The organism is Duganella sp. CF517 (genome assembly GCF_900110275.1).
GTDB lineage: Bacteria > Pseudomonadota > Gammaproteobacteria > Burkholderiales > Burkholderiaceae_D > Rugamonas.
On the sequence record NZ_FODC01000004.1, the window covers coordinates 116,503 to 142,353 of the forward strand.

Consider the following 25,851-nt stretch of genomic DNA (forward strand, 5'->3'; position numbering starts at 1 on the left):
TTGGATAGTTTTTTTGCCGAACCGGCCTGGATCGCGCTGCGCCTGTCGCTGAAGGTGGCGCTGTGGGCCACGCTGATCGATCTGGTGTTGGGCATCGCGCTGGGCTACCTGCTGGCGCGCAAGCGCTTTCCCGGCCGCGAACTGCTGGACGCGCTGCTGACGTTGCCGATGGTGATGCCGCCGACGGTGCTCGGCTACTACCTGTTGGTGGTGATCGGACGCGAGGGCGTGCTGGGCGCGTGGTTGCAGCAAAGCTTCGGCATCAACCTGATCTTCACCTGGCAGGCGGCGGTGATGGCGGCGGCGGTGGTGGCGTTTCCGCTGGTGCTCAAGGGCGCGCGCGCGGCGTTCGAGGCGGTCGACGGCCAGCTGGAACAGGCCGCGCGGGTGCTGGGCGTCCCGCCGTTCGGCGTGTTTCTGCGCGTGACGTTGCCGCTGGCGTGGCGCGGCGTGCTGGGCGGCACGTTGCTGGCGTTCGCCCGCTCGATGGGCGAGTTCGGCGCGACCCTGATGGTCGCCGGCAGCATTCCCGGCAAGACGCAGACCTTGTCGATCGCCGTCTACGAAGCCGTGCAGGCGGGGCAGGACGACAGTGCGAATTTGCTGGTCATTATCACGTCGGTGGTGTGCGTCGCGGTGCTGATCGCGGCCAACAAACTGACGCCGAATCGCAATCTCCAGGGCTGACCATGCAAATCAAAGTCGACATCAACAAGACCCTGCGTTCCGGCGCGCGCGCCTTCGAACTGGACGCGCGCTTCGAATCGGCCAGCCGGCGCGTGGTGATCTACGGCCCGTCCGGCGCCGGCAAGAGCCAGCTGCTCAAAGCGCTGGCGGGCTTGATGACGCCCGATCGCGGCCAGATCGAACTGGCGGGGCGCCGGCTGTTCGACAGCGACGCCGGCATCGACCTGGCGCCGCAGCGGCGGCAAGTGGCGTATCTGTTCCAGGATTACGCCTTGTTCCCACACTTGAATGTGCGGCAGAATATCGGCTTCGGCCTGCAGCGCGGATGGCGCAATCCATTGTCGCGTGTCGATGGCGAGACCATCCGCTATTGGTTGCAGGCGTTTGAACTGGACCATGTCGCCCATCAGTTCCCGCACGAGTTGTCCGGCGGACAGCGCCAGCGCGTGGCGTTGGCGCGCGCGCTGGCGCCACGGCCGACGGCGCTATTGCTGGACGAGCCGTTCGCCGCGCTCGATCCGGGACTGCGCCAGCGCATGCGCGCCGAGCTCGACACCTTGCAGCGCAAGCTGGCGATTCCGATGATACTGATCACCCACGATCCCGAGGACGCGGCGGCTTTCGGCGACCACGTGCTGCGCATGGAACAGGGACGTGTCGCCGATGCGCAGGAACAACCAGCATGAAGCCGGCCATGGAATTGCAGGGCAACGTCTGGATGACCATCGGCGGCCAGAAGCTGGGCGGGCACGAACGCGTGGCGTTGCTGGCCGCGATAGCGTCGACCGGCTCGATCACCAGCGCGGCCAAGGCGGTGGGCATGAGCTACAAGGGCGCGTGGGACGCGATCGAGGCGATGAACAACCTGGCCGGCGAACCGCTGCTCGAGCGCGTCGCCGGCGGCAAGGGCGGGGGCGGCACGCGGTTGACGCCGCGTGGCGCGCAACTGGTGGAGAATTTCCGCAAGATCGACGACGAGCATCGCAAGTTCGTCGCGCATCTGAGCGGCCAGTCGCATGCGCTGGCCGATGATTTTTTGCTGATCCAAAGGATGAAAATGAAAACCAGCGCGCGCAACCAGTTCAGCGGCAAGGTGGTCGACTTGAAGGAGGGCGCCGTCAACGACGAGATCACGCTGGAGATCGTCGGCGGCCAGCGGATCGTCGCCACCATCACGCGCGACAGCAGCGACAGTTTAAGTCTGACCATCGGCGCCGAAGCGTTTGCGTTGATCAAGGCGTCGTCGGTGATCGTGGTGGCGGAGATGGGAACGGCGCGCTTGTCGGCCCGCAATCAACTGGCCGGCAAGGTCACGCGGCTGCAGGCCGGCGCCGTCAATACGGAAGTGAGCATCGAACTGCGCGGTGGCGGCGTGATCGCCGCCATCGTCACGCGCGAGAGTGGCGATGCGCTGGCGCTGGAAGTCGGCAGCGAGGTGAGCGCCGTCTTCAAGGCGTCGAGCGTCATCGTCGGCACGCCCGCTTAGTTCGCCTTAGGTGTCGCTCTTGCCGCCCTGGCGGCTACCCGTCTTGGCCGATTGCTCCGAACCCGCGCCGCTGCGCGCCGTCCCTGTCGCCGCATTCTTTTCCGCGTTGGCGCGGGCGGCGGACTGGCGGCTTTCGCCGCCCTTACGGCCGATCTGCGCCATATGCTCGCGATCCCGGCTGACCGTCTCGCCGCCTTTTTGGCCGGCGCGGCGCGCTTCCTCCGAATCGAATTCGTGTGCCGTGCCTTTTTGGTGGGCCGCCTGGCCGCCTTTGCTGGCGATGGCGCGCTGGGTGGCTTCGTCCATCGCCGCGAATCCCCGCTTTGCCGTGCCCTTCGGCTTCGGCTGGTCGTTTCCTGAGTTATTACTATTACTTGCCATAACTTCCTCCTGATATCCGGTGGTTCCGTCGGGTTGGTAGTAGGGGTGATAAGCAGCGACGCATTTCGCCGCTCTGTATGGTTAGAGTTGCAAGATTGGCGGAAGTTCCACTTGCCCCCCCGGGGACGGCATGGCGGCTTCGTCGTGTGCTTCGGTTAAAAGAACGCCGGGTTCGCGCCCGGCGGTTGTTCAGCACAGGGATAGACGCCACTCAGGTGGGAAGGTTCCAAAAATGCACGATCGTTCTAGTTTTACCGGATGGCGCCAGCCGTGCGACAATACCGGCCTTGTTATTGTTCCGTTGATATCGAAATCCACCGTGATGGCCATGACTAAACCCGCAAACCCCGAATACATCCTGAGTTTTTCCTGCCACGACCAGCGCGGCATCGTTCATCGCGTTTCGGGTTTTTTGGCCGATCACGGCTGTAACATCATCGATTCGGCGCAGTTCGGCGACAGCGAGTCGCGCCTGTTCTTCATGCGCGTGCATTTCGCGCTGGAAGACAGCGCCATCGGCGACGAGCTGCTGCGCGCCGATTTCGGCCTGCTGGCGGCCGAGATGCAACTGACCTTCGACATGCGCGACGCGCATTACAAGCCGCGCGTGATGCTGATGGTGTCGAAGATCGGCCATTGCCTGAACGACCTGCTGTTCCGCTACAAGAGCGGACTGCTGCCGGTGGAGATTCCGGCGATCGTCTCGAACCACATGGATTTCTACCAGTTGGCGGCGAGCTACAATATTCCGTTCCACCACCTGCCGCTGGCCACCGGCGCGCCGCCGGAAGCCAAGCTGGCGCAGGAAGCGAAGGTCATCGAGCTGATGGACACCCACAAGATCGACCTGGTGGTGCTGGCGCGCTATATGCAGATCCTGTCGCCGGGCCTGTGCACGGCGTTGAAGGGCAAGGCGATCAACATCCACCATTCCTTCCTGCCCAGCTTCAAGGGCGCCAAGCCGTACGCGCAGGCGCACCACCGCGGCGTCAAGCTGATCGGCGCGACCGCGCACTTCGTCACCGGCGACCTGGACGAAGGTCCGATCATCGAGCAGGATGTCGAGCGGGTCGACCATTCGATGGACGCCGAGACCTTGTCGGCGATCGGCCGCGACGTCGAGTGCGTGGTGCTGGCGCGCGCCGTGAAGTGGTTCGTCGAGCACCGCATTTTGCAAAACGGCGACAAGACTGTCGTCTTCAAATAAAGAGATTGACCGATGGCCCTCAAAGCAACAATTTACAAAGCCGACCTGCAGATCGCGGACATGGACCGCAATTTCTACGAGACCCAGTCGCTGACGCTGGCGCGCCACCCGTCCGAGACCGACGAGCGCATGATGGTGCGGCTGGTGGCGTTCGCGATCCACGCCAACGAGGCGCTGACCTTCACCAAGGGCTTGTTCGACGTCGAAGAGCCGGATATCTGGCAGAAGGACTTGACCGGGGCGATTCAGTTGTGGATCGAGGTCGGCCAGCCCGACGAGAAGGTGATCCTGAAGGCCAGCGGCCGCTCGGAGCACGTCTATGTGTACAGCTACGCGGCCACCAGCCATATCTGGTGGAAGTCGCTGGCGAACAAGGTCGAGCGCTGCAAGAACTTGACCGTGATTAATTTGAACGCCGACGCCACCGAGCAACTGGCCCGCATGGCGCAGCGCTCGATGCAGCTGCAATGCACGATCCAGGACGGCCAGATCTGGCTGACCGACGGCACCACCACGGTGGAAGTCGGCCGCGAGACCTTCAAGGGCGAGCGCTAGGCTTTAGCGCACCACCGCGCCGCCCTTCATCACCCACCGCACCCGCTCCAGCACCGTCACATCCTTGAGCGGTTCGCCGTCGACGGCGATCATGTCGGCAAACTTGCCCGCCTCGAGCGTTCCGATCCGGTCGCTCCAGCCCAGCAACTCGCTGGCGTTGACGGTGGCCGTGCGGAGCGCCTGCGCCGGCGTCATCCCCAGCTTGACCAGCACCGCGAATTCGCGCGCGTTCAAGCCGTGCGGATAGACCGCCGCGTCGGTGCCGAACGCCACCGGCACGCCGGCCTTGATCGCGCGGCCGATATTGATGCGCGCCTGCGGCAACACCACCCTGGCTTTTTCCAGCAGCGGCTTGGGCAGCTTGATCGCCTCGGCGTTCTCGATCAGCCAGTCGCCCAGGTACAGCGTGGGCACCAGCCAGGTCTTGTGTTCCTTCATCAGCTTGATGCCTTCGTCGTCGATGTACGAGCCGTGCTCGATCGAATCGACCCCCGCCAGCACCGCCAGCCGGATGCCTTCGCCGCCGTGCGCGTGGGCGGCCGCCTTGCGTCCGAGGCGGTGGGCGTCGCCGATGATGGCTTTCAGTTCTTCCAGCGTGTACTGCGAGGTGCGCGGATCGTCGCCGAACGAGAGCACGCCGCCGGTGGCGCAGATCTTGATGACGTCCGAGCCGTATTTGATGTTGCGGCGCGTGACCTTGAGCGCCTCCTCGACGCCGTCGGCCACGCCGAGGCCGGTGATGCCGTATTGCGGGGCGTGCACGGTGTCGTCGCAGTGGCCGCCGGTGATGCCCATCGCGGGGCCGGAGGCGGCGATGCGCGGGCCGGGCACGTCGCCGTCGTTGATGGCGTCGCGCAGGCCGATGTCGGTGTAGCCGTCGGCGCCGACGTCGCGCACGGTGGTGAAGCCGGCGTGGAGCGTGAGGCGGGCGTTCTTGGCGCCGGTCAAGGTCGAGCGCGGGATCGATTTGGCGACGATGGCGTAGCCGGCGTCCTGCGGGTCGGCGGTCAGGTGGGTGTGGCTGTCGATCAGGCCGGGCAGCAGGGTTTTGTCGCCCAGGTCGATGACCGTGGCGCCGGCCGGGATCGCCAGCTTGCTGCCGGCGGCGGTGATGCGCTCGCCGCTGACGAGGACCACGGCGTCGTCGATCACCGTGCCCTTGCGCACGTCGACCATGTGCGCGGCCTTGATCGCGGTGACGGCGGCCGGGGCCGCCGGGACGTCCGCCGCGGCGGCGGCGCTTAATAATACCGCGGGCAACGACGCCAGCGCGCGGCGGACGGATGAGGCGATGACGTTCAAGTATTTTCTCCCGGTGGTTGAGGTTTTGTTTGACGCGCGACAAAGCGGGCTCGCCGACAAGCGTACTCGTCAATGATGTCCAACGCTACACTTTGTCGATGAAAAGTCACAGCGATATGTTGTATAAACAGTTGTTCGCCCATCCCGAAGTCGTCCGGGATCTGCTGACGGGTTTTGTGTCGGCCGATTGGCGTGGAGCGCTGGATACCGGCGCGTTCGAGCGCGTCAACGCCAGCTATGCCAGCGAGAACGGCAAGGCCCGCCACGAGGACATTGTGTGGCGCGCGAAAATCGGTGGCGATTGGGTCTACGTCTACCTGCTGCTGGAGTTCCAGGCGCGCTCCGATCCATGGATGGCGTTGCGCATGCAGGCCTATGTCGGGCTGTTGTGCCAGGACCTGGTCGCGCAGCATCGGCTGACCCGCTATGGAAAGCTGCCGCCCGTGTTGCCCGTCGTGCTGTACCACGGCCGCAAGACTTGGAGCGCGAGTACCGATCTGGCCAAGCTGATGCTACCGCCACCGGCGGGACTGGAACGATTCCAGCCACGCCAGCATTACTTAGTGATCGATCAGCACCGGAACGTTGACGCCGACGGCCGGTCTAACGTGGTGGCGATTTTGTTCCGGCTTTTGCGTTCGAACAGCGACGGGCAACTGCGCGAAGCGCTGAATGTTTTCGCGGAGCGGATGAAATCGCCGGATATGTTGCGTGCCCGCGATAGCCTGGTGCGTTGGGTCCAGGCCGTATTGCGGGATGAGTTTTGCGAGACCGATATTCGTTTGGAGGAGGGCCCCGCCATGTTGTTCGACAAGCGATTCAAAAAGTACGAAGACCTGCTGGAGTTCGAGGCGATCCAACGTGGACGCGCCGATGGCCTGCGTCTGGCGTTGCAAGACGCGTTGGAAACCATGACGGCGGACTCCAAGGATGCCTTGCCCGCTGGCGTGGAGGAGAAAATTTCAGCGGCCGATGCGCAGCAATTGCGGAGGTGGTTGAAATTGCTGTGTGGCGGCGTCAAGCCGCAGCATCTGTTTGCCGGGCCTTGACGCTTTGTGCCGCCCTTACTGCGGCATAGCGCCCAGCCGTTTGATCGTGCCCGAGCCGCGAATGTTCTGGCTCACCTTCGGATCGCCGTAGTAGCCGATGTCGCCCGAGCCGGCCACGCTCAGGTTCAGCGTTTTGCTGGCCGACACCGTCGCCTCGCCCGAGCCGCCGATGCTCACCACCGCGTCGCGCGCCGCCAGTCGGCCCGCCCGTACCTCGCCCGAGCCGCCGATCGAAATCTGCAAGCGCTCCACGTTGCCGCCCACGTCCAGGCCGCCGCTGCCGCCCAGCGACACCGCCAGCGACTCGGCGCGCAGGTCGCGCACAGTGAGTTCGCCGGAGCCGCCGATGTCGAACTGCATGCGCTCGACGTGCAGCTGGTCGGCCGCCACCGCGCCGGAACCGGCCACCGACACCCGTTCCAGCGTGCGCGCCATGACCACGATCTTCATATTGCGCGTTTCCAGCGACAGGTTTTTCTTGGCCGGGCGAATCCGCAAGGTGCCGTTTTCCACCACCGTCTCGACCAGCGCCTGCAGGTTGTCGTCGGTTTCGACGATGACGCCCTCGATATTGCCCTGGCGGATCTCGACATTGCCGCTGACGCTGGTCGCGAAGGCGGTGAAGTGACCGACCTCGCGGTTCTGCTTGACGATCTTGCCGTTGCCCTGGACGCGGTCGCCCCCGACCCAGCTCAGGGGGCCGGCCAGCGCCGGGTTGCCAGGCGCGGCGACCGCCAGCATGCCGGCGGCGAGGATCAGGACGCGCAGTGTGCTGCGAACGGTGGTGGTGGTCATGCTGTTCTCCCGGTTGGTCATCTTGAGTAGCGATACTACGCAACCGGGACCGCCGGCGTAACCGCGCTGCGACAGAATGCATGCTGGGCGGGCTGGAATGCGATCCGCCGGGGCTTTGCGGGCGGCGGCACAAGGCCGTGGGCGGCGGCCAACGGCGGGTCCGGGTGGCGGCATGAGGTATCATTCGGCCTATCCCGCAAAACCCTCGCACCACCACCGCGACACCTATCTGGAATCACATGCTTATCATCACCATCAAACAGGGCAAGGAAAAGAGCTTGCTGGCCGGCGACCCCTGGATCTATCCCACCGCGATCGACAAGGTCGACGGCAAGCCGCAGGAAAAAATGAAGCCGGGCTCGACCGCGATCGTGCAAAGCTCCGCGCGCCAGTTCATCGGCCGCGCCGCCTATAACTCCAAGTCGCAGATCCGCGCCCGCATGTGGAGCTACAAGGAGGACGAGCCGGTCGACCACGCGATGATGAAGCGCCGCGTCAAGGCCGCCGTCGCCAAGCGCGCCGCCGCCATCCGCGCGGCCGGCCCCAACGCGCTGGTGCCGGTGATCCTGGGCGAGGACGACGGCCTGTCCGGCCTGCTGGTGCACGGCTGGGGCGGCGTCGACGGTTATTTGATCTGCCAGTTCCAGTCCGGCGGCGTCGACGCCTGGAAAGTGCCGATCGTCCAGGCGCTGCTGGCGGAGACCGGCTGTCCCAACGTCTACGAGCGTTGTGACGACCTGATCCGTAAGGGCGAGGGCTTGCCGTTGTTCTCCGGCGCGCTGGCAGGCGAGGAGCCGCCCGAACACGTACTGGTGCTTGAAGGCAATCAGCGTTACAGTATGGACTTATGCACCGGCTTCAAATATCCGAAGCTGAAGAGCTAGTTCCTATGCCCCGGAGAGCACTGTACAGATGGAAAATTACTTGTCGTCGCAAATACGCACGCTGACCTATATCGAGAACGAGGACCACCCGGTGTTCGGCACGCTGGTACAGCAGATCCTGCACCTGCTGAACTCCAAGCTCATTTTCAGCGACATCCTGATCCATCAAAACAGTCCGCTCCTGCTGCGCCAGCCCAAGGGGCTGGTGGCGGTGACCGATTCGCCGATCACCCGCGAGGAGCTGGAAGAATTCTTCGAGGTGGTCGAGCCGAACTGGTCCGAGCGTATCCAGGACCGCGCCTTCGACCGCGCGGTCGACCTGCACACGGCGCGCATCCGCGCCAACTGTTTCACCTTCCAGGGCAAGAAGCGGCTCGGCTGCGTGATCCGGCGCTTCCCCAAGGAGCCGATGCCGCTCAATCAGCTGGGACTGCGCCAGCACGAGCAGAACTTCGCCAAGCTGACCAGCGGTCTGGTGTTGATTATCGGCGACACCTGCCAGGGCAAGTCGACCACCATCGCCTCGATGCTCGACGAGATCAACAAGCACCGCTCCGGCCACATTATCACCATCGAAGACCCGGTCGAAACCCTGATCCCGCAGCGCCAGTGCGTCATCACGCAGCGCGAGGTGGGCTTCGACGGCGACGTCGAGAGTTTCTACCTGGGCGCGCTGGACGCGCTGCGCGAGCGGCCGGACGTCATCGTCATCGGCGAGATCCGCGACGCCCAGACGGCGCAGGAGGCGCTGGCGCTGGCCGAATCGGGGCCGCTGGTGCTGGCCTCGCTGCATGCGCGCTCGACGGAGTTGGGCTTGCAGAAGATGGTGCGCCTGCTGGGTAACTCCGAGGCGCAGTCGCAGGCGCTGGCGCACGCCTTGCGCGGCGTGCTGTGCCAGGCGTTGCTGCCGTCGCTGGAAGGGGAGCGCTACTATCTGGCCACCGAATGCCTGACGTCCAATCCGGAGGTGGTCGACATGATCGCCGGCGGCCAGCTGTCGGCGCTGCGCGGCTGGATGGCCGGCAAAACCAGCGAAGGCTGCCACACGATGAACGCTTCGCTGCGGGTGCTGCTGGCCGAAGGCAAGATCGGCGTCGACGACGCGCGCAACGCCACCACCGACCGCATCGGCTTCGCCGAGCACCATTAATCCAGCGGAATCGCCCGGTACCGGTTGACCTCGTTATTGTCGACCGGCGGCGCGTTGTTGCCCCACGCGCTGCGCAGGTAGGAGACCACCTGCGCCACCTCGGTGTCGTTCAACACATGGCCGAACGGCGGCATGCTGTACGGACGCGGATTGCCGGCCGTGCCGGGCGCGAAGCCGCCGTTGAGCACGATGCGGATCGGATTGACCGCCTGTTCCATCGTCAGCGCGCGGTTGCCCGCCAGCGGCGGATAGCCGGGCGGCATGCCGGCGCCGCCGGCGCCATGGCACTCGGCGCAGTGCTGCTCGTACAGCCTGGCGCCCGCCGTCAGGAAAGCCGTCGCCTGCGGCCCCTTGTCGCGTTCGAATTCCGACTTGACGCCTTGCGCCGGCAACGCCCGCAGATACACCGCCATCGCGTTGATATCGCCGTCGTCCAGATGCTGCAGGCTTTCCCGGACCACCTCCGCCATCGGCCCGAACACGGTCGCGCGCGGCGACACGCCGGTCTTCAGCAGGGCGGCGATGTGCTCTTGTTGCCAGTCGCCCAGGCCCGCTTCGGCATCGGCGTTCAGCGACGGCGCGTACCAGCCCAGCACCGGTATCAAACCGCCCGACAGGCTTTCGCCGCTTTTTCCGCTCACCGCGCCCAAGGCGTTGCGCGGGCTGTGGCAGGCGCTGCAGTGTCCCAGGCCCTGCACCAGATAGGCGCCCCGGTTCCAGTCCACCGACTGCCCGCTCTCGGGACGGAACACCGCCGGCTTGAAGTACAGCGCGCGCCATGCCGCCAGCATGAATTGCTGGTTGTACGGGAAGCGTAATTGATGCGGCCGGTTGGCTTGGCTCACCGCCGGCACCGACTGGAAGTAGGCGTGCAGCGCGTCCGAGTCGTCGCGCGTGATGCGGGTGTAATTGGTGTACGGGAAGGCGGGATACAACAGGCGGCCGTCCTTCGATTTGCCGTTATGCAGCGCGAGCCAGAAGTCGTCGGCGCTCCAGCCGCCGATGCCGGTGGCCTTGTCCGATGTGATGTTGGGCGAGATCACGCTGCCGAACGGCGTAGTGAGCGCGCGGCCGCCGGCGTATTGCTTGCCGCCGCGCGTGGTGTGGCAAGCCATGCAGTCGCCGGCCTTGGCCAGATAGGCGCCACGGGCGATTTTCCCGGCCGGCGACAGCTTGGCCGTGACGGTCGGCGGCGGGCCGGGATCGTCGCTGCCGGTACGGACCAGCATGAACAGCACGCCGGCCACGGCCAACCCGAGCAGGCCCGCCAGCGTATACAGGATTTTTTTCATCGTCGTCGTCCCCGCGCTCATTGGGCGCCCCCCGGCACGCTGCCGCACGGCTGCGGCAACGGCAGGGCGATGCTGGCGGCGGCGGCCGGCCGCGCGGCGGCGTCCGGCGGCTGCTTGCTGAGCCAGGCCGAGACGGCGGCGACGTCGGCCACGGTCAGCTTGCCGGCGATGTCGGCCATGCAGTCGGGCGCGGCGGCGCGGCGCACCTGGTTCTTCCACGCGCCGAACTGGGCGTTGACGTAGTCGCTGGGCAGGCCGACCAAGCCCGGGATGGCCGGCTCGACGCCGTACAGCGCCGCGCCGTGGCAACTGACGCAGGCGGGGATTTTTTTTGCCGGATCGCCATGCCGCACCAGCGCCTCGCCGCGCGCCAGGCTGGCGGCGCCGGCGTTGGCGCCGCTGCCGGCCTGGGCCGGAGGGTAGGGCGGATGCCGGGCGGCGAAGTAGTCGGCGATCTCGCGCAGGTAGGCGTCGGGCAGATGGTCGACCATATAGGTCATCATCGGATAATTGCGGCGCCCCTCGCGGAAATTGACCAGCTGGTTATACAGGTAGCCGGCCGGCTTGCCGGAGATGCGCGGGAAGAAGGCGTCGCCGCGCTCCTTGGCGGCGTGGCAGGCGATGCAGGCGGCCACGCGCTGCTCCAGCGTATCGGGTGGCGTCGCGGCGGCGGCGGGCAGGCTCAGCGCCAACAACGCGCCCAATCGCAAAGTGGAAAAAGTCGGCATACGGTTCCTGGTCCCTGATTATTTCAGACAGGATACCCGGGTGTTGCCAGAAATGACAGTGGACAGAAGGTCTAGGCGTCGGTCGGCGGCGGCTTGGGCGCGCGCGGCAGCTTCACCGGCCGCATCGGCGGCAGCTTGCCGCCGTTGGCGATCCAGTGCCGGTACACGCGCAGCGCCACCTGCGCGTCGTCGGCCGCGTACAGGATCTGCTTGTCGTTCAGGCGCGGCAGCGCCCAGTTGGTGGTCGAGATTTTCTTGGACTTTTGCAGCTTCTGGCCGAAGAACTTGGCCACCGCCGTCTTGGCGCCGAGGTCGTTGCGCTGGCCCGGCGTGCGCAGCGCCACCGACAGGTCGACCACGCCGGCGGCGCGGATCGCCAGCTTGGCGTGCAGCCGCTTGACGTCGTCGGACAGGCCGAAGCCGACCTTCAGCGGCGCCGGCTGCTCGAGGATCGCTTGCAGCAGCTCGAGCGTTGGCGCCGGCGTGTTGCCGCCGATCTGGAACAGATAGGCTTTGTCGTCGGTGGAAAATTGGATCAGATGGGGGCCGGTCGAGGTCTCGCCTTTGACGAAGGTCGGCTTCGACTCGGTGTCGAAGCCGATCGCGTCGGCCGCCAGCAGGGCGGCGCGCGCGGCGAGCGCATGGTCCGGCGTGGTCACCAGTTGCACATCGGCGATGCGCAGGCCGACATAGGGCGGCAGATCGGCCTCCGCCGCCGGTGCGTGCCGAGTGTTCGGCAACTGCGTGGGCAACTCAGCCAAGCTTAACCCTTGCGCGAGAATTTCGCGGTCAGCTGGTTCAGCTTGTCGGCGCGCACGCGGGCCGCTTCCTCGGCGGCGGCGGCGTCGCGCTCGGCCTTCTTGCGTTCGGCTTCTTTCTTGAAGCGCTCCTGCAGTACCTGGGTGGCGTGGGCGCGGTGGGTGTCGGTGACTTCGGCGCCGGGGGTGCCGTCGAGGTCATGGCGCACCTTGGCTTTTTCCATCACTTTCAGGTAACGCAAGGAGCCGGTGTGGATGCCGAGCGCCGAGCGCATGGTCTTGCGGTCCAGTTCGGGCATGACCGCCAGGATCTGCTTGTCGATACCGATCGACAACGGCAGAAAATCGCGGAACGCCGGGAATTGGGTTTGCAGCTGTTTCAACAGGGTGCGCGGGGTCAGGGCCGCGGTGGCCGGAGCGGATGCGGCTGGCTCGGTCGCCAAAGGCTGAGGGGTAAGGCTAGTGTTCATCGACTTCGTAGGTTAAGCAAGAGGCGCCAGCATATCATGCGCCCCCCGGGATTGCAGTGCCTTTTAGGCCAGCGTGCCGGTTTGCTCACACTCCGGCCAAAGGGAGATGGACGGCAGGTGCGGCGCCGGCCTAAAACGTGTATAATGCTTGACGCACCAATTGCAGGGCGGTGCGGTTCAGTTTGGTACAGGATGCGATAGGTCTGACAGGGGCGCGTGCCCTTGTTATATGGTTTCAGGATGTCGGATATGTGATTTATTCATTATCCTGATGTCTCGCTATACGGCATACTTTGCCCTCTCCTCATTCTTCACTGAAAAGAGAAACAAGCCCGTTGTTGGAAGCGGGCTTTTTTTATTCCGCAGATAGTCGTCAGCTAAATTACAACATTTCCATCCATGCGCACCGGTAACGGTCGGCGCGGGCTATGGTATTTTGTATTTTCTGGCGAATACGCATTGAGAGACTTTTAATGACAAAAACGCCGAAAACTTTAACGTTGTCCGTCAAGACCGCCCGCACCAGCTCCGCTCCGCTGGTGGTGCCAAAGACGACTCTATCCTATGTGATCGATAATGCGCAAGAGGCAGCGAGCAAAGTAACGGTAGTCAAGAAGAAAACGCGCCTGAGCGCCGCCGCCGAAGCGGCCCAGGCCGAGGCGCAGGTGGCAGTCGAGTCGCCGGTCAAGACCGTCAAGGTGGCGCGCAAGGGCGCGCCCGCCGGCGCCGACGAGCCGGTCGCCGACACGGTGGTGGTCAAGGCCGCGCCGAAGTCCAAGCTGGTCAAGGTCGCCAAGGCCGAGCCAGCGCCGGTGACCATCGTCACCGCCGGCCCGGCCGTCAGCCAGGTCACCGACGCCGCCACGCTGGCGTCGATCGACACCTCCGGCTATCTGCTGCCGAGCGTCAAGGTGCCGGGCCGCCGTGGCCGCAAGCCATCCGAATTCACGCCGGAAAACGACGAAGTGGCGGCGTTGAACGCCGTCGAGCGCGCCGAACTGAAGGCCGTGTCGAAGGCGCGCGAGCGCAAAGCCAAGGGCGGCGCCGCCGACATGCTGGGCATGGACCCGAAAAGCTCGGCCGAGGACCTGGAGCGCCGCCGCAACCAGATCAAGAATTTGATCAACATGGGCAAGGAGCGCGGCTTCCTGACCTACGCCGAGATCAACGACCAGTTGCCGGAAAACATCGTCGATCCGGAAGCGATCGAAGGCATCATCGCCACCTTCAACGACATGGGCATCGCCATCTACGAGCGCGCCCCGGACGCCGAATCGCTGCTGCTGACCGACAGCGTGGCCACCGTCACCTCCGACGACGAAGTGGAAGCGGCCGCCGCGACCGCGCTGTCGACGGTCGACTCCGACTTCGGCCGCACCACCGACCCGGTCCGCATGTACATGCGTGAAATGGGCGCCGTGGCGCTGCTGACGCGCGAAGGCGAGATCGAGATCGCCAAGCGTATCGAAGGCGGTTTGAAGGACATGATCCAGGCCATCTCCGCCTGCCCGACCACGATCGCCGAGATCGTCGCGCTGGCCCGCAAGATCGAAGCGGACGAGCTCAAGGTCGATGAAGTGGTGGACGGTTTCGTCGACCTGAACGAAGCGAACAACGCGCCGGCCGTGGCCGCCGCGCCGGCCGCGCCGTCGGACGACGACGAGGAAGAGGAAGAGGAAGTCGAGGAGGAAGACGGCGACGCCAATGGCGGCGCGGCCGGCTTCTCGACCGAGCAACTGGCGCAGTTGAAAAAAGCCGCGCTGGAAAAGTTCGACGTCATCTCGACCCAGTACGACAAGATGCGCAAGGCCGCCGGCGGTTACGGCTCGAAGGCCTACGTGTCGGCGCAGGAAGCGATTTCCGCCGAACTGCTGGGCATCCGCTTCACCGCCAAGGTCGTCGAAAAGCTGTGCGACACGCTGCGCGGCCAGATGGAAGAAGTGCGCCACATCGAGCGCGCGGTGCTGGAGCTGTGCGTGAACAAATGCGGCATGCCGCGCGCCCACTTCATCAAGGTGTTCCCGGGTAACGAGACGGACCTGGACTGGGTCGACGGCGAAGTCGATTCGGCCTATCCGTACAGCGCCATCCTCGGCCGCAACGTGCCGGCCGTCAAAGAGCTGCAAAAGAAGATGATCGACCTGCAAGCGCGCGTGGCGCTGCCGCTGGCCGACCTGCGCAAGATCAACAAGCAGATGGCCGCCGGTGAAAAACGCGCGCGCCAGGCTAAGCGTGAAATGACGGTCGCCAACTTGCGCCTGGTGATTTCGATCGCCAAGAAGTACATCAACCGTGGCCTGCAATTCCTCGATCTGATCCAGGAAGGCAACATCGGTCTGCTGAAGGCGGTCGACAAGTTCGAATACCGCCGCGGCTACAAGTTCTCGACGTATGCGACCTGGTGGATTCGCCAGGCCATCACCCGTTCGATCGCCGACATGGCCCGCACCATCCGCGTGCCGGTGCACATGATCGAAACGATCAACAAGATGAACCGCATCTCGCGCCAGATCATGCAGGAAACCGGCAGCGAGCCGGACCTGGCGACCCTGGCCGTCAAGATGGAAATGCCGGAAAACAAAGTGCGCGAAATCATGAAGATCGCCAAAGAGCCGATCTCGATGGAAACGCCGATGGGCGAGGACGGCGATTCGCAGCTGGGCGACTTCATCGAGGACAACACCACGTTGGCCCCGCTGGACGCCGCGCTGCACGCGTCGATGCGCAACGTCATCAAGGAAGTGCTGGACTCGCTGACCCCGCGCGAAGCGAAAGTGCTGCGCATGCGCTACGGCGTGGAAATGTCGAACGACCACACGCTGGAAGAAGTGGGCAAGCAGTTCGACGTGACGCGCGAGCGGATTCGCCAGATCGAGGCGAAGGCCATGAGCAAGCTGCGCCAGCCGTCGCGTTCGGACAAGCTGAAGACGTTCCTGACGCAGAACTAAGCGTCGAGCAAGCAAACAAAAGGGAGGCCGAGCGCCTCCCTTTTTTTTCGTCCGTCACCTGTCCCCGCATCGCGGCGGCCGCAGGCCAGTCCGAAGTTTATTGCATGAACCAGCCGTGGCTGACGACCAGCGATTGACCCGTGAGCGCGTTCGATGGGAAGCTGGCGAACAGCAGCGCGACTTCGGCCACGTCTTCGACCGTGGTGAATTTGCCGTCGACGGTGTCGGCCAGCATGACTTTTTTAATGACGTCGTCCTCGGAGATGCCCAGGCTCTTGGCTTGCTCGGGGATCTGCTTGTCCACCAGCGGGGTGCGCACGAAGCCGGGGCAGATGACGTTGGCGCGCACGCCGTGCTCGGCGCCTTCCTTCGAGACCGCCTTGGCCAGGCCGATCAGCCCGTGCTTGGCCGTGACGTAGGCGGACTTGAGCTTGGAGGCTTCCTTCGAGTGGACCGAACCCATGTAGATGACGCTGCCGCTGCCGGCCTTGTACATGTGCGGCAGGCAGGCCTTGGTGGTGAGGAAGGCGCCGTCGAGATGGATCGACAGCAGCTTTTTCCAGTCCTCGTAAGGGAAGTCCTCGACCGGGTGGATGATCTGGATGCCGGCGTTGCTGACCAGCACGTCGATCCCGCCCCAGGCGTCGACCACGGCGGCGATGCCGGCGTTCACTTGCGCCTCGTCGGTGACGTTCATGGCGACGGCCATCGCCTGGCCGCCGGCGGCCTTGAGCTCGTCGGCGGTGGCCTGGGCCGCTTCCAGGTTGAGGTCGGCGATGACGATCTTGCCGCCTTCGCGCGCGTAGATCAGGGCGATTTCCTTGCCGATGCCGCTGGCGGCGCCGGTGACGACGCAGACTTTGTCTTTCAGTTTCATGTGCTGGCTCCTTGGGTTGGGTTGGGTTGGCTGGGTTGGCTGGGTGGGTGGGTGCTGCGACATTACACGCCATGCGCGGCGCATGTCGCTGCTCCAACGTACAGTGCACCACCTGGCTGAAGGGAAGGTTAAGACTTCTCACTGGCCAGCGTCACCCGGACCTGCGCGCCGCCTTCGCTGCCGTTTGCGACTTCCAGCACCGCGCCGATGCGCGCGGCGCGCTCGCGCATGCCCACCAGGCCGTAGTGGCCGCGGCGCTTGCCCTGGTCGAGGATGTCGTGCGCGATGCCCTTGCCGTCGTCGCGCACCTGCAAGGTCAGCGCGTCGGCGCCAAAGTCCAGCTCCACCACGATTTCCCCGGCCCCGGCGTGGCGGAAGGCGTTGCCGATCGCCTCGCGTCCGATGGCGAACAGATCGCCCCGCAGCGCCGCTTCCAGCGGATAGGGCGCGCCGCGCACCACCAGGCGATAACGCGCCGGCAGCAGCTCGGCCAGGCCGTTGCCGAAGCACGCCAGCGCCTCGGCCAGCGTCTCGTCGGCGGCCGCCGCCGAGCGCAAGCCCATCACCTCGTCCCGCCCCTCGACCAGCGCCCGTTCGATGTAGCCGATGCCGCGCTCCATCGCCGCGCGCGCGGGCAGGGCCGGCGGTATCTGCTCCATCGCCGCCTGCATCATCAGCACCGTGCCCTGCGCCTGTTGCAGGAAGGTGTCGTGCAGCGCGCGGGCGATGCGTTCGCGCTCGCTCAGGCGCTCCAGTTGGCGCGCCTCGATCAGCCTGGCCACCTGCGCCAGCCGCCAGCGCCACGCCAGCACCACCAGCAGGATCAGCAGCACACCGCACAGCAGCTTGAACCAGCCGCTTTGCAGGAACGTCGGCGGCAGCGCGATGTCGAGCGCCGCGCCCCGGGAATTCCACACGCCGTCACGGTTGGCGGCGATCACGTGGAAGCGGTAATTCCCCGGCTGCAGGTTGGTGTAGAACGCTTCGCGCCGGCCGTCGGCGTTTTGCCAGTCCTGGTCGACGCCGTCGAGCCGGTAGCGGAAGGCGCCGCGCTCCGGCACCGACAACGCCAGCGCGGTAAAGGCGATGTGCAGGTTGTTCGCGCCCTGCGGCAGGCGCAGCGGCCGGTCGGCGGCGTAGCGCTTGCCGTTGCTGGAGACCGAAAGGATTTCGACCGGCGGCGGCAGCGGGTCGCGGCGGATGGCGCCGGGCGTGATCAGCATCGCGCCGCTGGTGGTCGACAGCCACAGCTTGCCGTCGCCGGCCTGCACCATCGACGGGAACGGGCCGCTGGGCTGGACGGTGCCGGTCAGGCCTTCTTCGCTGCCCAGCAGTTCGTACGCCACCCTGGCGCCGTCGCGCACGAAGGCCTCGAGCTGGTCGGCGCCGATGCGGAAGGCGCCGTCGTGGCCGTGCAGCCAAAGTTCCCCCTGGTCGGTGGCGACGATGCCGCTGATGCCGCGCAGCTCGTGGCCGTCCGCGGCCAGCAGCGGCACGAAGCGCTGGCCGTCGTAGCGGGCCACGCCCGATTCGCCCGCCACCCATAAATTGCCGTTGCGCTCATAGATGCACAGCACATTGCCGATGCGCAGGCCCTGTTCGGCGCCCAGCAGCGCCACCCTGGCGCCGTCGACGACGGCGATGCGGTTGCCCTGGTAGCCTATCCATAGCCGCTCGTGGGTGTCCGACAGCAGCGACATCACGCGCAGCTTGGGCAGCGCCGGGTACGGTTGTTCCCACCGGCCGTCGCGGTAGCGGAACAGGTCGTAGTTCAGATAGCTGGCCCACCAGTCGCCGTTGCGGCCGTGCGCCAGCGCGTACAGCGTGGGGCTGTCGCGCAGCGGCGCCGGCGGGGCGGGGATGAGCTTGCCCGCCTGCCAGATGCCCCGATAGCTGCCGAGCGCGGGGCCGCCAGCGCCGCTGCCGGCCACCGAGCTCCAGAAACCGGTGCCGAGGGCGGCATGCCGGCGGCCTTCGGCGTCCATCAGCCAGGCGTTGGCGGCGAAGTTGCTGAGCCAGACCTTGCCGTCGGCGCCGGCCGCCAGGCCCGGCGTGACGATCGGCTGGTCGCCCGGCAGCGGCACGGCGCGGTGGCGGCGGAATCGATCGAGGCCGGTCGCGGTGCCGAACCAGATATTGCCGTCGCGGTCTTCAAAAAAGGTTTGCGGACTCAGGCCGCTCAAGCCCTGGTCGCGCGTGAGGCGCTGGCGCGGATCGGGAAACACGTCCGGCAGCACGCGTTCGATGTGGGTATCGCTGGCCAGCCACATCGTGCCGGCGCGGTCGAACCACATGCCGCTGCCCGGCAGTTCCGGCTTCGGCGGCCTGGCGCCGGCGACCGGCGGCGTCTGCGCCAGGCGGTAGTTGGCGTCGCCGCCGTTCGACACCCATACTGTGCCGTCGGGCCCGGCGGCCAGCGACGCCAGCTCGATGTTGCCGGGACTGGCGACGCGGTAGCGCGCCTCGCCGGCGCGGCGGTAATAAACGCCGCTGGAGGTCGAGACCCACTGCGTGCCGGCGCGGTCGAACAGCACCTGCCAGATGGCCTGGGGCGGATTGAAGCCGCTGTCGGCGCCGATGCGCACCCAGCGGTCGCGGGCGCGGTCGAGCCAGGCCAGGCCGCGCGCGGTGGTGGCCCACAGCACGCCGTCCGGCGCGGTGGTGAAGCTGTGGGCGGCGCCCGGCGGGAAGCCGTTGTCGGCGCCGTAGTGCGCGGCCTTGCCGTCCTTGAAGACGCTGGCGCCGCCGAAGCGGTAGCCGACCCACAGGCCGCCGTCGGGCGCGGTGTGCAGCGGCAGCACGATGGTCGAGCGCAGCGCGTGGCCGCCGACCTGGTCGCGGCGCTCGAAATTGACGCCGTCGAAACGGTACAAGCCGGTGGGCGTGGACAGCCACAGCCAGCCGTCCGGGGTTTGCGTGATGGCCTGGACTTGCGCCGGCGCGCCTTGGGCGGCGCTCCAGGCGCGGTGCGCGTAGTCGCCGAGCAGGCGCGCGTGCTGCGCGGCCAGCGCCGGCGGGGTGGGCGCGATCAGTGCGATCAGCGCGATCAGCGCGCACAGCGCTCCCTGCATCAGCAAGCGGGCGCGCAGAAGTGTCCAACTCGTGATGATGTCCATGACAAGGAGCATAGCGGATTTCAACTTGAAATTTCAAACCACAAATTAAAAACGCAAAAAAAACGCCCCGGGGATCAGTCGGGGCGCTGGTCGTTCAATCGACGGTGAAACGGCTTAGCCGGTGTTGCGCAAGCCGGCCGCGACGCCGTTGATCGACAGGTGGATGCCGCGGTGGACCCGCTCGTCCGTCGCCTTGGCCGGATCGACCGTCAGCGCGCGGTGGCGCTTGATCAGCTCGACCTGCAAGTGGTTCAGCGGATCGAGGTAGGCGATGCGGTTCTGGATCGAGCGCGCCAGCAGCGGGTTGCCCGTCAGGCGCTCGGACGCGCCGGTGATGTCCTGCAGGATCGTCAAGGTGTTGGCGTGCTCCTCGGTGATGCGCTTGAAGATGCGGTCGCGCAATTCCTTGTCCTGCACCAGCTCGGCGTAGCGCGAGGCGATCGCCAGGTCGGTCTTGGCCAGCACCATGTCCATGTTCGACAGCAGGGTGGCGAAAAACGGCCAGGCTTGCGACATGTTGCGCAGCTGCGCCAGCCGCGTTTGCTGGTCGCCGTCGGCGATCCAGGCGCCGATGGCGCTGCCGAAGCCGTACCAGCCCGGCAGCAGCAGGCGGCACTGGCCCCACGAGAAGCCCCACGGAATCGCCCGCAAGTCCTCGATGCGCTTGGTCGACTTGCGCGAGGCCGGACGCGAACCGAGGTTCAGTTCGGCGATCTCGGCGATCGGCGTGGCGCTGAAGAAGTAGTCGGTGAAGCCCGGGGTTTCATAGACCAGGTTGCGGTAGGCCTTGTAGGCGCGGTCGGAAATCTCCGCCATGATCGCCTCGAACTGGCTCAGCTGCTCGAGGTGGGCGCTGTCTTCCGACTGCGGCATCAGGCTCGCCTCCAGGGTCGCGGCGACCAGCAGCTCGAGGTTGCGGCGGCCGATGTCCTTGTTGGAGAACTTGGAGGCGATGATCTCGCCCTGTTCGGTCAGGCGGATCTGGCCGTTGACGGTGCCGTGCGGCTGGGCCAGGATGGCCTCGTAGCTCGGACCGCCGCCGCGGCCGACCGTGCCGCCGCGGCCGTGGAACAGGCGCAGCTTGACGCCGGCTTTTTCGAACACCGTCACCAGGTGGGTTTCGGCCTTGTACAGTTCCCAGGTCGAGGTCAGGAAGCCGCCGTCCTTGTTGGAGTCCGAGTAGCCCAGCATGACTTCCTGGATCTGGCCCTGCTTGGCGATCAGGCCCTTGACCAGCGGCAGCGCCATCACCGCTTCCATGATGCCGGCGGCGCGTTGCAGGTCGGGGATGGTTTCGAACAGCGGGATGACCATCAGGTCCAGTTCCGCCTCGGTGCGGCCGTCGCCTTCGCCGGCGGCGATGCGCAGCAGGCCCATCTCCTTTTGCAGCAGCATCACTTCCAGCAGGTCCGACACGGTTTCGGTGTGCGAGATGATGTAGTTGCGGATCGCCCTGGCGCCGTAGCGGTCGCGGATCTGGCGCGCCGCGCGCAGCACGCCCAGCTCTGAATCGGTCTCGTCGGAGTAGTCGATGTACGGCGAGTACAGCAGGCGCGGCTGCGACAGCTCGCTCAGCAGCAGCGCCACCTTGGCGTCTTCGTCGAGCGACGCGTAGGCCGGCTCGCCGCCGGCCTTGGCGAACAGCTCGGCCAGCACGCGCTCGTGGATGTCGGACGACTGGCGCATGTCCAGCGACGCCAGGTGGAAGCCGAAGATGTCGGCGGCGCGCTTCAACGTCGACAGGCGCGGGCGCACCAGCACTTCGCCGTGGTTGGCGACCAGCGACTCGACCAGGGTTTGCAGGTCGGCCGAGAAGCCGGCGGCGCTGGCGTACGGCTCGGCGTGGCCGACTTCCTTGCGCAGGATGTTGGTCGCGCCCAGCGCGCGGGCGGTGCTGGCCAGGCGCGCGTAAATGCCGATCAGCGCGCGGCGGTACGGTTCGTCCGCGCGGTGGTCGGAGGTGTCCGGCGACTGGTCGGCCAGCGCCTGCAGCGCGGGGGTGCAGCCGACCATCAAGGTCGAGATCGACAGCTCGGCGCCCAGGGTGTGCGCCTCTTCCAGGTAGAAGTCGAGGATGGTGGTGGCCTGGCGCACCAGCGCGTGCTGCATGGTGCCGCCGTTGACATTGGGGTTGCCGTCGCGGTCGCCGCCGATCCAGCTGCCCATCTGCACGTACGGCGCGTTGATCGGCTTGACCTGCGCTTCCTGGTCGTCGGCGGGGGCGCTGCCGTAGTGGTGCGCGATGTCGCTCTCGATGTCGTCGTACAAGCCCGGCAGTTCGCGCAGGAAGGTGGTGCGGTAGTACGACAGCGCGTTTTCGATCTCGTCGGCCACGGTCAGCTTGGTGTAGCGCAGCATGCGGGTCTGCCACAGGGTGGCGATGCGCGCGCGCAGCAGGTGCATGTTGGCGGACTTTTCCTTCGGCGTCAGCGGCAGGTCGCGTTCGGCCAGCAGGCGGGCGATGTCGTGCTCGGCGTCGAGGATGGATTTGCGCTGCACTTCGGTCGGGTGGGCCGTCAGCACCGGGGCGATCAGGGCCTGGTCGAAGAACTCGCCGACGGTCTGTTCGCTGACGCCGGCTTCCTTCAGTTTGCACAGCGCGAAGCTGACGCTGCCCTTCTGGGCGTTGGAGCCGGCCAGCAGGTGGGCGCGGCGGCGGCGGATGTGGTGCTGGTCCTCGGCGATGTTGGCCAGGTGCGAGAAGTACGAGAATGCCCGCACCACCGAGATGGTCTGTTCGCGCGTGAGGATCTTGAGCATGCCGTCCAGTTCCTTGGCGGCGCCGGCGTCGGCCTCGCGGCGGAAGCGCACCGCCGTTTGGCGGATGGTTTCGACCACGGCGAACACTTCCTCGCCTTCCTGGTCGCGCAGCACGTCGCCCAGCAGGCGGCCGAGCAGGCGGATATCCTCTTTAAGGGGCGCGTCCTTGTCTACTTCGGGAGCCGCGCCTGATTGTTCAGCGATGTTGTCGTCGATTGCACTAGATTGTTTTGCCATGTGATAAGCCGCAAAGATGTGAAATGTCGGTGCAAAGGCTGGTAGCCCGGTTCTGCATGAAGGTGAGCATGATAAAATTTGTGATCTTAAACATGCGCGATTTACTGGCCAGCGCCGGTGAGCGTCAGCTACAGCGAAAGAACTGGTTTTGAAAACATCCGAAGTGGTCCAAACTCCCCCGTCCAGATTGGTGATCGCATCGCGGGAGAGCCGCCTGGCCATGTGGCAGGCCGAGCACGTCCGTGAACGCTTGACATTATTATATCCGCAGTGCGATGTCAAAATTGTCGGAATGACGACGAAAGGCGATCAAATTCTGGATCGCACCTTGTCCAAGGTCGGCGGCAAGGGCCTGTTCGTCAAGGAACTGGAGGTGGCGATGGCCGAGGGCCGCGCCGACCTGGCGGTCCATTCGCTCAAGGACGTGCCGATGGAGCTGCCGGAGGGCTTCGCGCTGGCCGCCGTGATGCTGCGCGAAGACCCGCGCGACGCCTTCGTCTGCAACGACTACGCCACCCTGGCGGACCTGCCGCCGGGCGCCATCGTCGGCACCAGCAGCCTGCGCCGCCAGGCGCTGATCGCGGCGCGCTATCCGCACCTGGTCATCAAACCGCTGCGCGGCAACCTCGACACGCGCCTGTCCAAGCTCGATCGCGGCGACTACAGCGCCATCATCCTGGCCGCCGCCGGCCTCAAGCGCCTGGGACTGCCGCAGCGCATCCGCGCCGTGCTGGCGCCCGAGGACAGCCTGCCGGCCGCCGGGCAGGGCGCGATGGCGATCGAGATCGCCGAGCGCGACGACGGCATGGATTTGAAGGCCTTGCTGGCGCCGCTCAACGACCTGGCCACCGAGCAGGCCGTCAGGGCCGAGCGCAAGGTGTCGAGGGTGTTCGGCGGCAGCTGCCAGATTCCGCTGGCGGCCTACGCCACCGTGGAGGACGGCCGGATGCACCTGCGCGCCATGGTCGGCACGCCGGACGGCAGCCGCGTCGCCAGCGCCGAGGTGCGCGGCGCGGCCGCCGATCCGGAGGCGCTGGGCCTGCAAGTGTCCGAGCTGCTGCGCGCGCAGGACGCGGTCGGCATCCTGGCCGCCTGCCTGAGCGACGCCGCCCAGGCCGAGGAGGAGGCGCGCTCGCGCGAGCTGAACGCCGACGGCTCGACCGGCGCCCAGCCGGTTTGATGGCCGGCGGAAGACCATCGCATGACCGGTAGCGTCGTCATCACCCGGCCCCTGGCGCAAGCGCGGCCGCTGGCGGCCCGCGTGGCCGCGCTGGGGCGCGAAGTCGAGGTGCTGCCTTTGCTGGAGATCGCGCCGCTGCCGGACCCATCGGCGCTGCGGGCCGCGCTGGCGCGGCTGTGCGGCCCCGTGCCGGCCTACGCGATGGTCGCGTTCGTGTCGCCCAACGCCATCGACGCCGCCTTCGCCCATATTCAACAGTGGCCGGCCGGCGTGACGGCGGCCGTGGTGGGCGAGGGCAGCCGGCTGGCGCTGGCCGCGCACGGCGTCACCGCGGACCGGTTCGATATCGTCAGCCCGGCCGACAACGGCCACAGCGATTCCGAACATTTGCTGCAAACGCTGGATTTGGCCGCGCTGAAAGACCGTCCGGTGCTGATCGTGCGCGGCGAGAGCGGACGCGAGCTGATGGGCGACGGCCTGCGCGCGGCCGGCGCCCGGGTCGACGTGGTGGCGGCCTACCGCCGCTCGGTGCCGCAGCTGACGCCGGCGCTGGAAGCCACCCTGCGCCGCTTGCTGGCGCGACCAAACGACTGGATCGTCACCAGTTCCGAGGCGTTGCGCGGCCTGTGCGGCCTGCTGGCCGAGCTGGATGCAAAAAGCCCGGGCGGCACGCCGTCATGTGTTGTGTCGATGCAACAACAGCATTTGATCGTCCCGCATGCCCGAATTGCCGAAACTGCAAGCAATTTGGGCTTTTCCCGTCTGACGCTCACCGGATCAGGCGACGAACGCCTGCTGGCCGCGTTACAATCACGCCTATGAACGATTTGCCTACATTACCCGACCCTGTCGCCCCGACCGGCACCGCCTACGGCGCCGCCGCCGAGTCCCCGTCCGCGCCGCTGAAATCGCCGCCGGAGCCCCGCTTGCTCGACACGCTGCAACAGCCGCGCATCCTGCTGGGCGGGGTGGTGGTGCTGGCCGTGTTGCTGGCCGCCCAGACCTGGTCGACCCACAACAAGATGGGCAAGCTGCGTCAGGAAATGGCGCTGCGCCTGCAAAAAGGCGACTCGGTCAACGCCGAAACCGGCACCATGGCGCGCGCCGTGCAGGAAACCAGCCGCGAATTGCAGATCAAGGTTGGCCTGCTGGAAAGCAAACAACTGGAGGCGCAGAGCCAGCAACTGGCGCTCGAGCAGCTGTACCAGGATCTGTCGAAGAACCGCGACGAGTGGGCGCTGACCGAGATCGAACAGGTCTTGTCGACCGCCAGCCAGCAGCTGCAACTGGCCGGCAACGTGCCGGGCGCGCTGATCGCGCTGCAAAACGCCGACCGCAGCCTGTCGCGGTCGGACAAGCCGCAGTTCATCACGATCCGCCGCGCCATCGCCAAGGACACCGAAAAGCTCAAGGCCCTGCCGAGCGTCGACTCGGTCGGCGTCGCGCTGCGCCTGGACAACGTCATCGCCCAGATCGACCACTTGCCGATGCTGTCGGACGAGAAGCCGACCTTGCCGGCGGCGCCGGAAAAGAAGGTCAAGCTCAAACCGCTGCTCGACAAGAACGGTAAGCCGGTGCCCGTGGTCGAACCGAGCGAGCCGAGTCCATGGCTGCTGGCGCTGCAAAACACCTGGACCGGCTGGAGCACGGAAATGTGGACCGACGTGCGCCAATTGATCCGCGTGCGCAGCGTGGAAACGCCGGACGCGCTGATGCTGTCGCCGACGCAGGCCTACTTCCTGCGCGAGAACCTCAAATTGCGGCTGCTGAACGCCCGCATGGCGCTGCTGTCGCGCAATGAAACGGCGTTCCGCGCCGACCTGATCGCCGCCCAGGAAGCGCTGGTCAAGTATTTCGACACGCGCGCCAAGAACACCCAGACCGTGCAGGCGCTGCTGCGCCAGGTGCAGACCAGCAATCTGGCGATCGAGATGCCGACCCTGTCGGACAGCCTGAACGCCGTGCGTAACTACAAAGCGAAGCAATAAC

22 protein-coding genes are annotated in these 25,851 nt (G+C 66.2%); 12 read left to right on the top strand and 10 right to left on the bottom strand.

Annotated features, from left to right (window positions below; all coding sequences use genetic code 11):
- Genes modB through BMX85_RS16635 form a run of 3 tightly spaced genes read left to right on the top strand, consistent with a single transcriptional unit; the run spans nucleotide 1 to nucleotide 2,173 of the window.
- Nucleotides 1-687: a molybdate ABC transporter permease subunit gene (modB, locus tag BMX85_RS16625; protein ID WP_090320468.1), complete on the top strand. Its 687-nt coding sequence runs from the start codon at nucleotides 1-3 to the stop codon at nucleotides 685-687.
- Nucleotides 688-689: 2 nt separating this feature from the next.
- Entirely contained in the window at nucleotides 690-1,373 is a 684-nt protein-coding gene (locus BMX85_RS16630) for an ABC transporter ATP-binding protein (RefSeq protein ID WP_090320471.1), read from the top strand.
- Nucleotides 1,370-2,173 carry a TOBE domain-containing protein gene (locus tag BMX85_RS16635; RefSeq protein ID WP_090320474.1) on the top strand — a complete coding sequence of 268 codons (804 nt, stop codon included), beginning with the start codon at nucleotides 1,370-1,372 and terminating at the stop codon, nucleotides 2,171-2,173. The genes BMX85_RS16630 and BMX85_RS16635 overlap by 4 nt, the downstream gene beginning before the upstream one ends.
- A gap of 6 nt (nucleotides 2,174-2,179) precedes the next feature.
- Here BMX85_RS16635 and BMX85_RS16640 read toward each other — a convergent pair whose 3' ends face one another.
- Nucleotides 2,180-2,554, bottom strand: coding sequence for a KGG domain-containing protein (locus BMX85_RS16640; protein WP_090320477.1), 375 nt, complete (start codon nucleotides 2,552-2,554; stop codon nucleotides 2,180-2,182).
- Nucleotides 2,555-2,882: 328 nt separating this feature from the next.
- Here BMX85_RS16640 and purU point away from each other — a divergent pair, with 328 nt between their 5' ends.
- Together purU and BMX85_RS16650 are read left to right on the top strand one after the other, a co-directional pair.
- Nucleotides 2,883-3,761 carry a formyltetrahydrofolate deformylase gene (gene purU / locus BMX85_RS16645; protein ID WP_090322064.1) on the top strand — a complete coding sequence of 293 codons (879 nt, stop codon included), beginning with the start codon at nucleotides 2,883-2,885 and terminating at the stop codon, nucleotides 3,759-3,761.
- A gap of 12 nt (nucleotides 3,762-3,773) precedes the next feature.
- Nucleotides 3,774-4,316: a YaeQ family protein gene (locus tag BMX85_RS16650; protein WP_090320480.1), complete on the top strand. Its 543-nt coding sequence runs from the start codon at nucleotides 3,774-3,776 to the stop codon at nucleotides 4,314-4,316.
- Nucleotides 4,317-4,319: 3 nt separating this feature from the next.
- Here BMX85_RS16650 and BMX85_RS16655 read toward each other — a convergent pair whose 3' ends face one another.
- The gene (locus BMX85_RS16655) at nucleotides 4,320-5,618 is read right to left on the bottom strand and encodes a Xaa-Pro dipeptidase (protein WP_090320483.1); all 1,299 of its coding nucleotides are present in this window, start codon (nucleotides 5,616-5,618) and stop codon (nucleotides 4,320-4,322) included.
- 29 nt (nucleotides 5,619-5,647) lie between these two features.
- Here BMX85_RS16655 and BMX85_RS16660 point away from each other — a divergent pair, with 29 nt between their 5' ends.
- A complete protein-coding gene (locus BMX85_RS16660) occupies nucleotides 5,648-6,667 on the top strand; it encodes an Rpn family recombination-promoting nuclease/putative transposase (RefSeq protein WP_229210525.1) in 1,020 nt (339 codons plus the stop codon).
- 15 nt (nucleotides 6,668-6,682) lie between these two features.
- On the opposite strand, the gene BMX85_RS16665 is transcribed toward BMX85_RS16660, so the two are convergent.
- A complete protein-coding gene (locus BMX85_RS16665) occupies nucleotides 6,683-7,462 on the bottom strand; it encodes a head GIN domain-containing protein (RefSeq protein WP_090322075.1) in 780 nt (259 codons plus the stop codon).
- 239 nt (nucleotides 7,463-7,701) lie between these two features.
- On the opposite strand from BMX85_RS16665, the gene BMX85_RS16670 reads away from it, so the two are divergent.
- Nucleotides 7,702-8,346, top strand: coding sequence for a class I SAM-dependent rRNA methyltransferase (locus tag BMX85_RS16670; RefSeq protein ID WP_090320486.1), 645 nt, complete (start codon nucleotides 7,702-7,704; stop codon nucleotides 8,344-8,346).
- 28 nt (nucleotides 8,347-8,374) lie between these two features.
- Nucleotides 8,375-9,496 carry a type IV pilus twitching motility protein PilT gene (locus BMX85_RS16675; RefSeq protein ID WP_090320488.1) on the top strand — a complete coding sequence of 374 codons (1,122 nt, stop codon included), beginning with the start codon at nucleotides 8,375-8,377 and terminating at the stop codon, nucleotides 9,494-9,496.
- Here BMX85_RS16675 and BMX85_RS16680 read toward each other — a convergent pair.
- The 4 genes from BMX85_RS16680 to BMX85_RS16695 form a co-directional block, all read right to left on the bottom strand.
- On the bottom strand, nucleotides 9,493-10,788 hold the full coding sequence (locus BMX85_RS16680) for a c-type cytochrome (protein WP_090320491.1): 1,296 nt from the start codon (nucleotides 10,786-10,788) through the stop codon (nucleotides 9,493-9,495). The two genes, BMX85_RS16675 and BMX85_RS16680, sit on opposite strands and share 4 nt — an antisense overlap.
- 17 nt (nucleotides 10,789-10,805) lie before the next feature.
- Complete coding sequence (locus BMX85_RS16685) at nucleotides 10,806-11,516, bottom strand: c-type cytochrome (protein ID WP_090320494.1); 711 nt, start codon at nucleotides 11,514-11,516, stop codon at nucleotides 10,806-10,808.
- A 71-nt stretch (nucleotides 11,517-11,587) separates the two neighbouring features.
- Nucleotides 11,588-12,277 (bottom strand): 3'-5' exonuclease, encoded by a 690-nt coding sequence (locus BMX85_RS16690; protein ID WP_373923766.1) that lies wholly within the window; start codon nucleotides 12,275-12,277, stop codon nucleotides 11,588-11,590.
- A gap of 2 nt (nucleotides 12,278-12,279) precedes the next feature.
- Entirely contained in the window at nucleotides 12,280-12,744 is a 465-nt protein-coding gene (locus tag BMX85_RS16695) for a ProQ/FINO family protein (protein ID WP_090320497.1), read from the bottom strand.
- A gap of 473 nt (nucleotides 12,745-13,217) precedes the next feature.
- Between BMX85_RS16695 and rpoD the strand changes: the two genes are divergently transcribed.
- Nucleotides 13,218-15,692, top strand: coding sequence for an RNA polymerase sigma factor RpoD (gene rpoD / locus BMX85_RS16700; RefSeq protein ID WP_090320501.1), 2,475 nt, complete (start codon nucleotides 13,218-13,220; stop codon nucleotides 15,690-15,692).
- A 97-nt stretch (nucleotides 15,693-15,789) separates the two neighbouring features.
- Here the strand turns inward: rpoD and BMX85_RS16705 are convergent, their stop codons facing one another.
- From BMX85_RS16705 to ppc, 3 genes are all read right to left on the bottom strand, one after another.
- Nucleotides 15,790-16,569 carry a 3-hydroxybutyrate dehydrogenase gene (locus BMX85_RS16705; protein WP_090320505.1) on the bottom strand — a complete coding sequence of 260 codons (780 nt, stop codon included), beginning with the start codon at nucleotides 16,567-16,569 and terminating at the stop codon, nucleotides 15,790-15,792.
- A gap of 128 nt (nucleotides 16,570-16,697) precedes the next feature.
- Nucleotides 16,698-19,685: a sensor histidine kinase gene (locus tag BMX85_RS16710; RefSeq protein WP_090320509.1), complete on the bottom strand. Its 2,988-nt coding sequence runs from the start codon at nucleotides 19,683-19,685 to the stop codon at nucleotides 16,698-16,700.
- Nucleotides 19,686-19,799: 114 nt separating this feature from the next.
- The gene (gene ppc, locus BMX85_RS16715; protein ID WP_090320513.1) at nucleotides 19,800-22,682 is read right to left on the bottom strand and encodes a phosphoenolpyruvate carboxylase; all 2,883 of its coding nucleotides are present in this window, start codon (nucleotides 22,680-22,682) and stop codon (nucleotides 19,800-19,802) included.
- A 163-nt stretch (nucleotides 22,683-22,845) separates the two neighbouring features.
- On the opposite strand from ppc, the gene hemC reads away from it, so the two are divergent.
- The 3 genes from hemC to BMX85_RS16730 are packed head-to-tail and all read left to right on the top strand — an operon-like array spanning nucleotide 22,846 to nucleotide 25,850.
- A complete protein-coding gene (gene hemC / locus BMX85_RS16720) occupies nucleotides 22,846-23,862 on the top strand; it encodes a hydroxymethylbilane synthase (RefSeq protein WP_090320516.1) in 1,017 nt (338 codons plus the stop codon).
- A 21-nt stretch (nucleotides 23,863-23,883) separates the two neighbouring features.
- Nucleotides 23,884-24,684, top strand: a complete 801-nt coding sequence (locus tag BMX85_RS16725; protein WP_090320519.1) for a uroporphyrinogen-III synthase — start codon at nucleotides 23,884-23,886, stop codon at nucleotides 24,682-24,684.
- Entirely contained in the window at nucleotides 24,681-25,850 is a 1,170-nt protein-coding gene (locus tag BMX85_RS16730) for a uroporphyrinogen-III C-methyltransferase (protein WP_090320522.1), read from the top strand. Before BMX85_RS16725 ends, BMX85_RS16730 begins: the two co-directional genes overlap by 4 nt.
- Nucleotide 25,851: the final 1 nt, after the last annotated feature.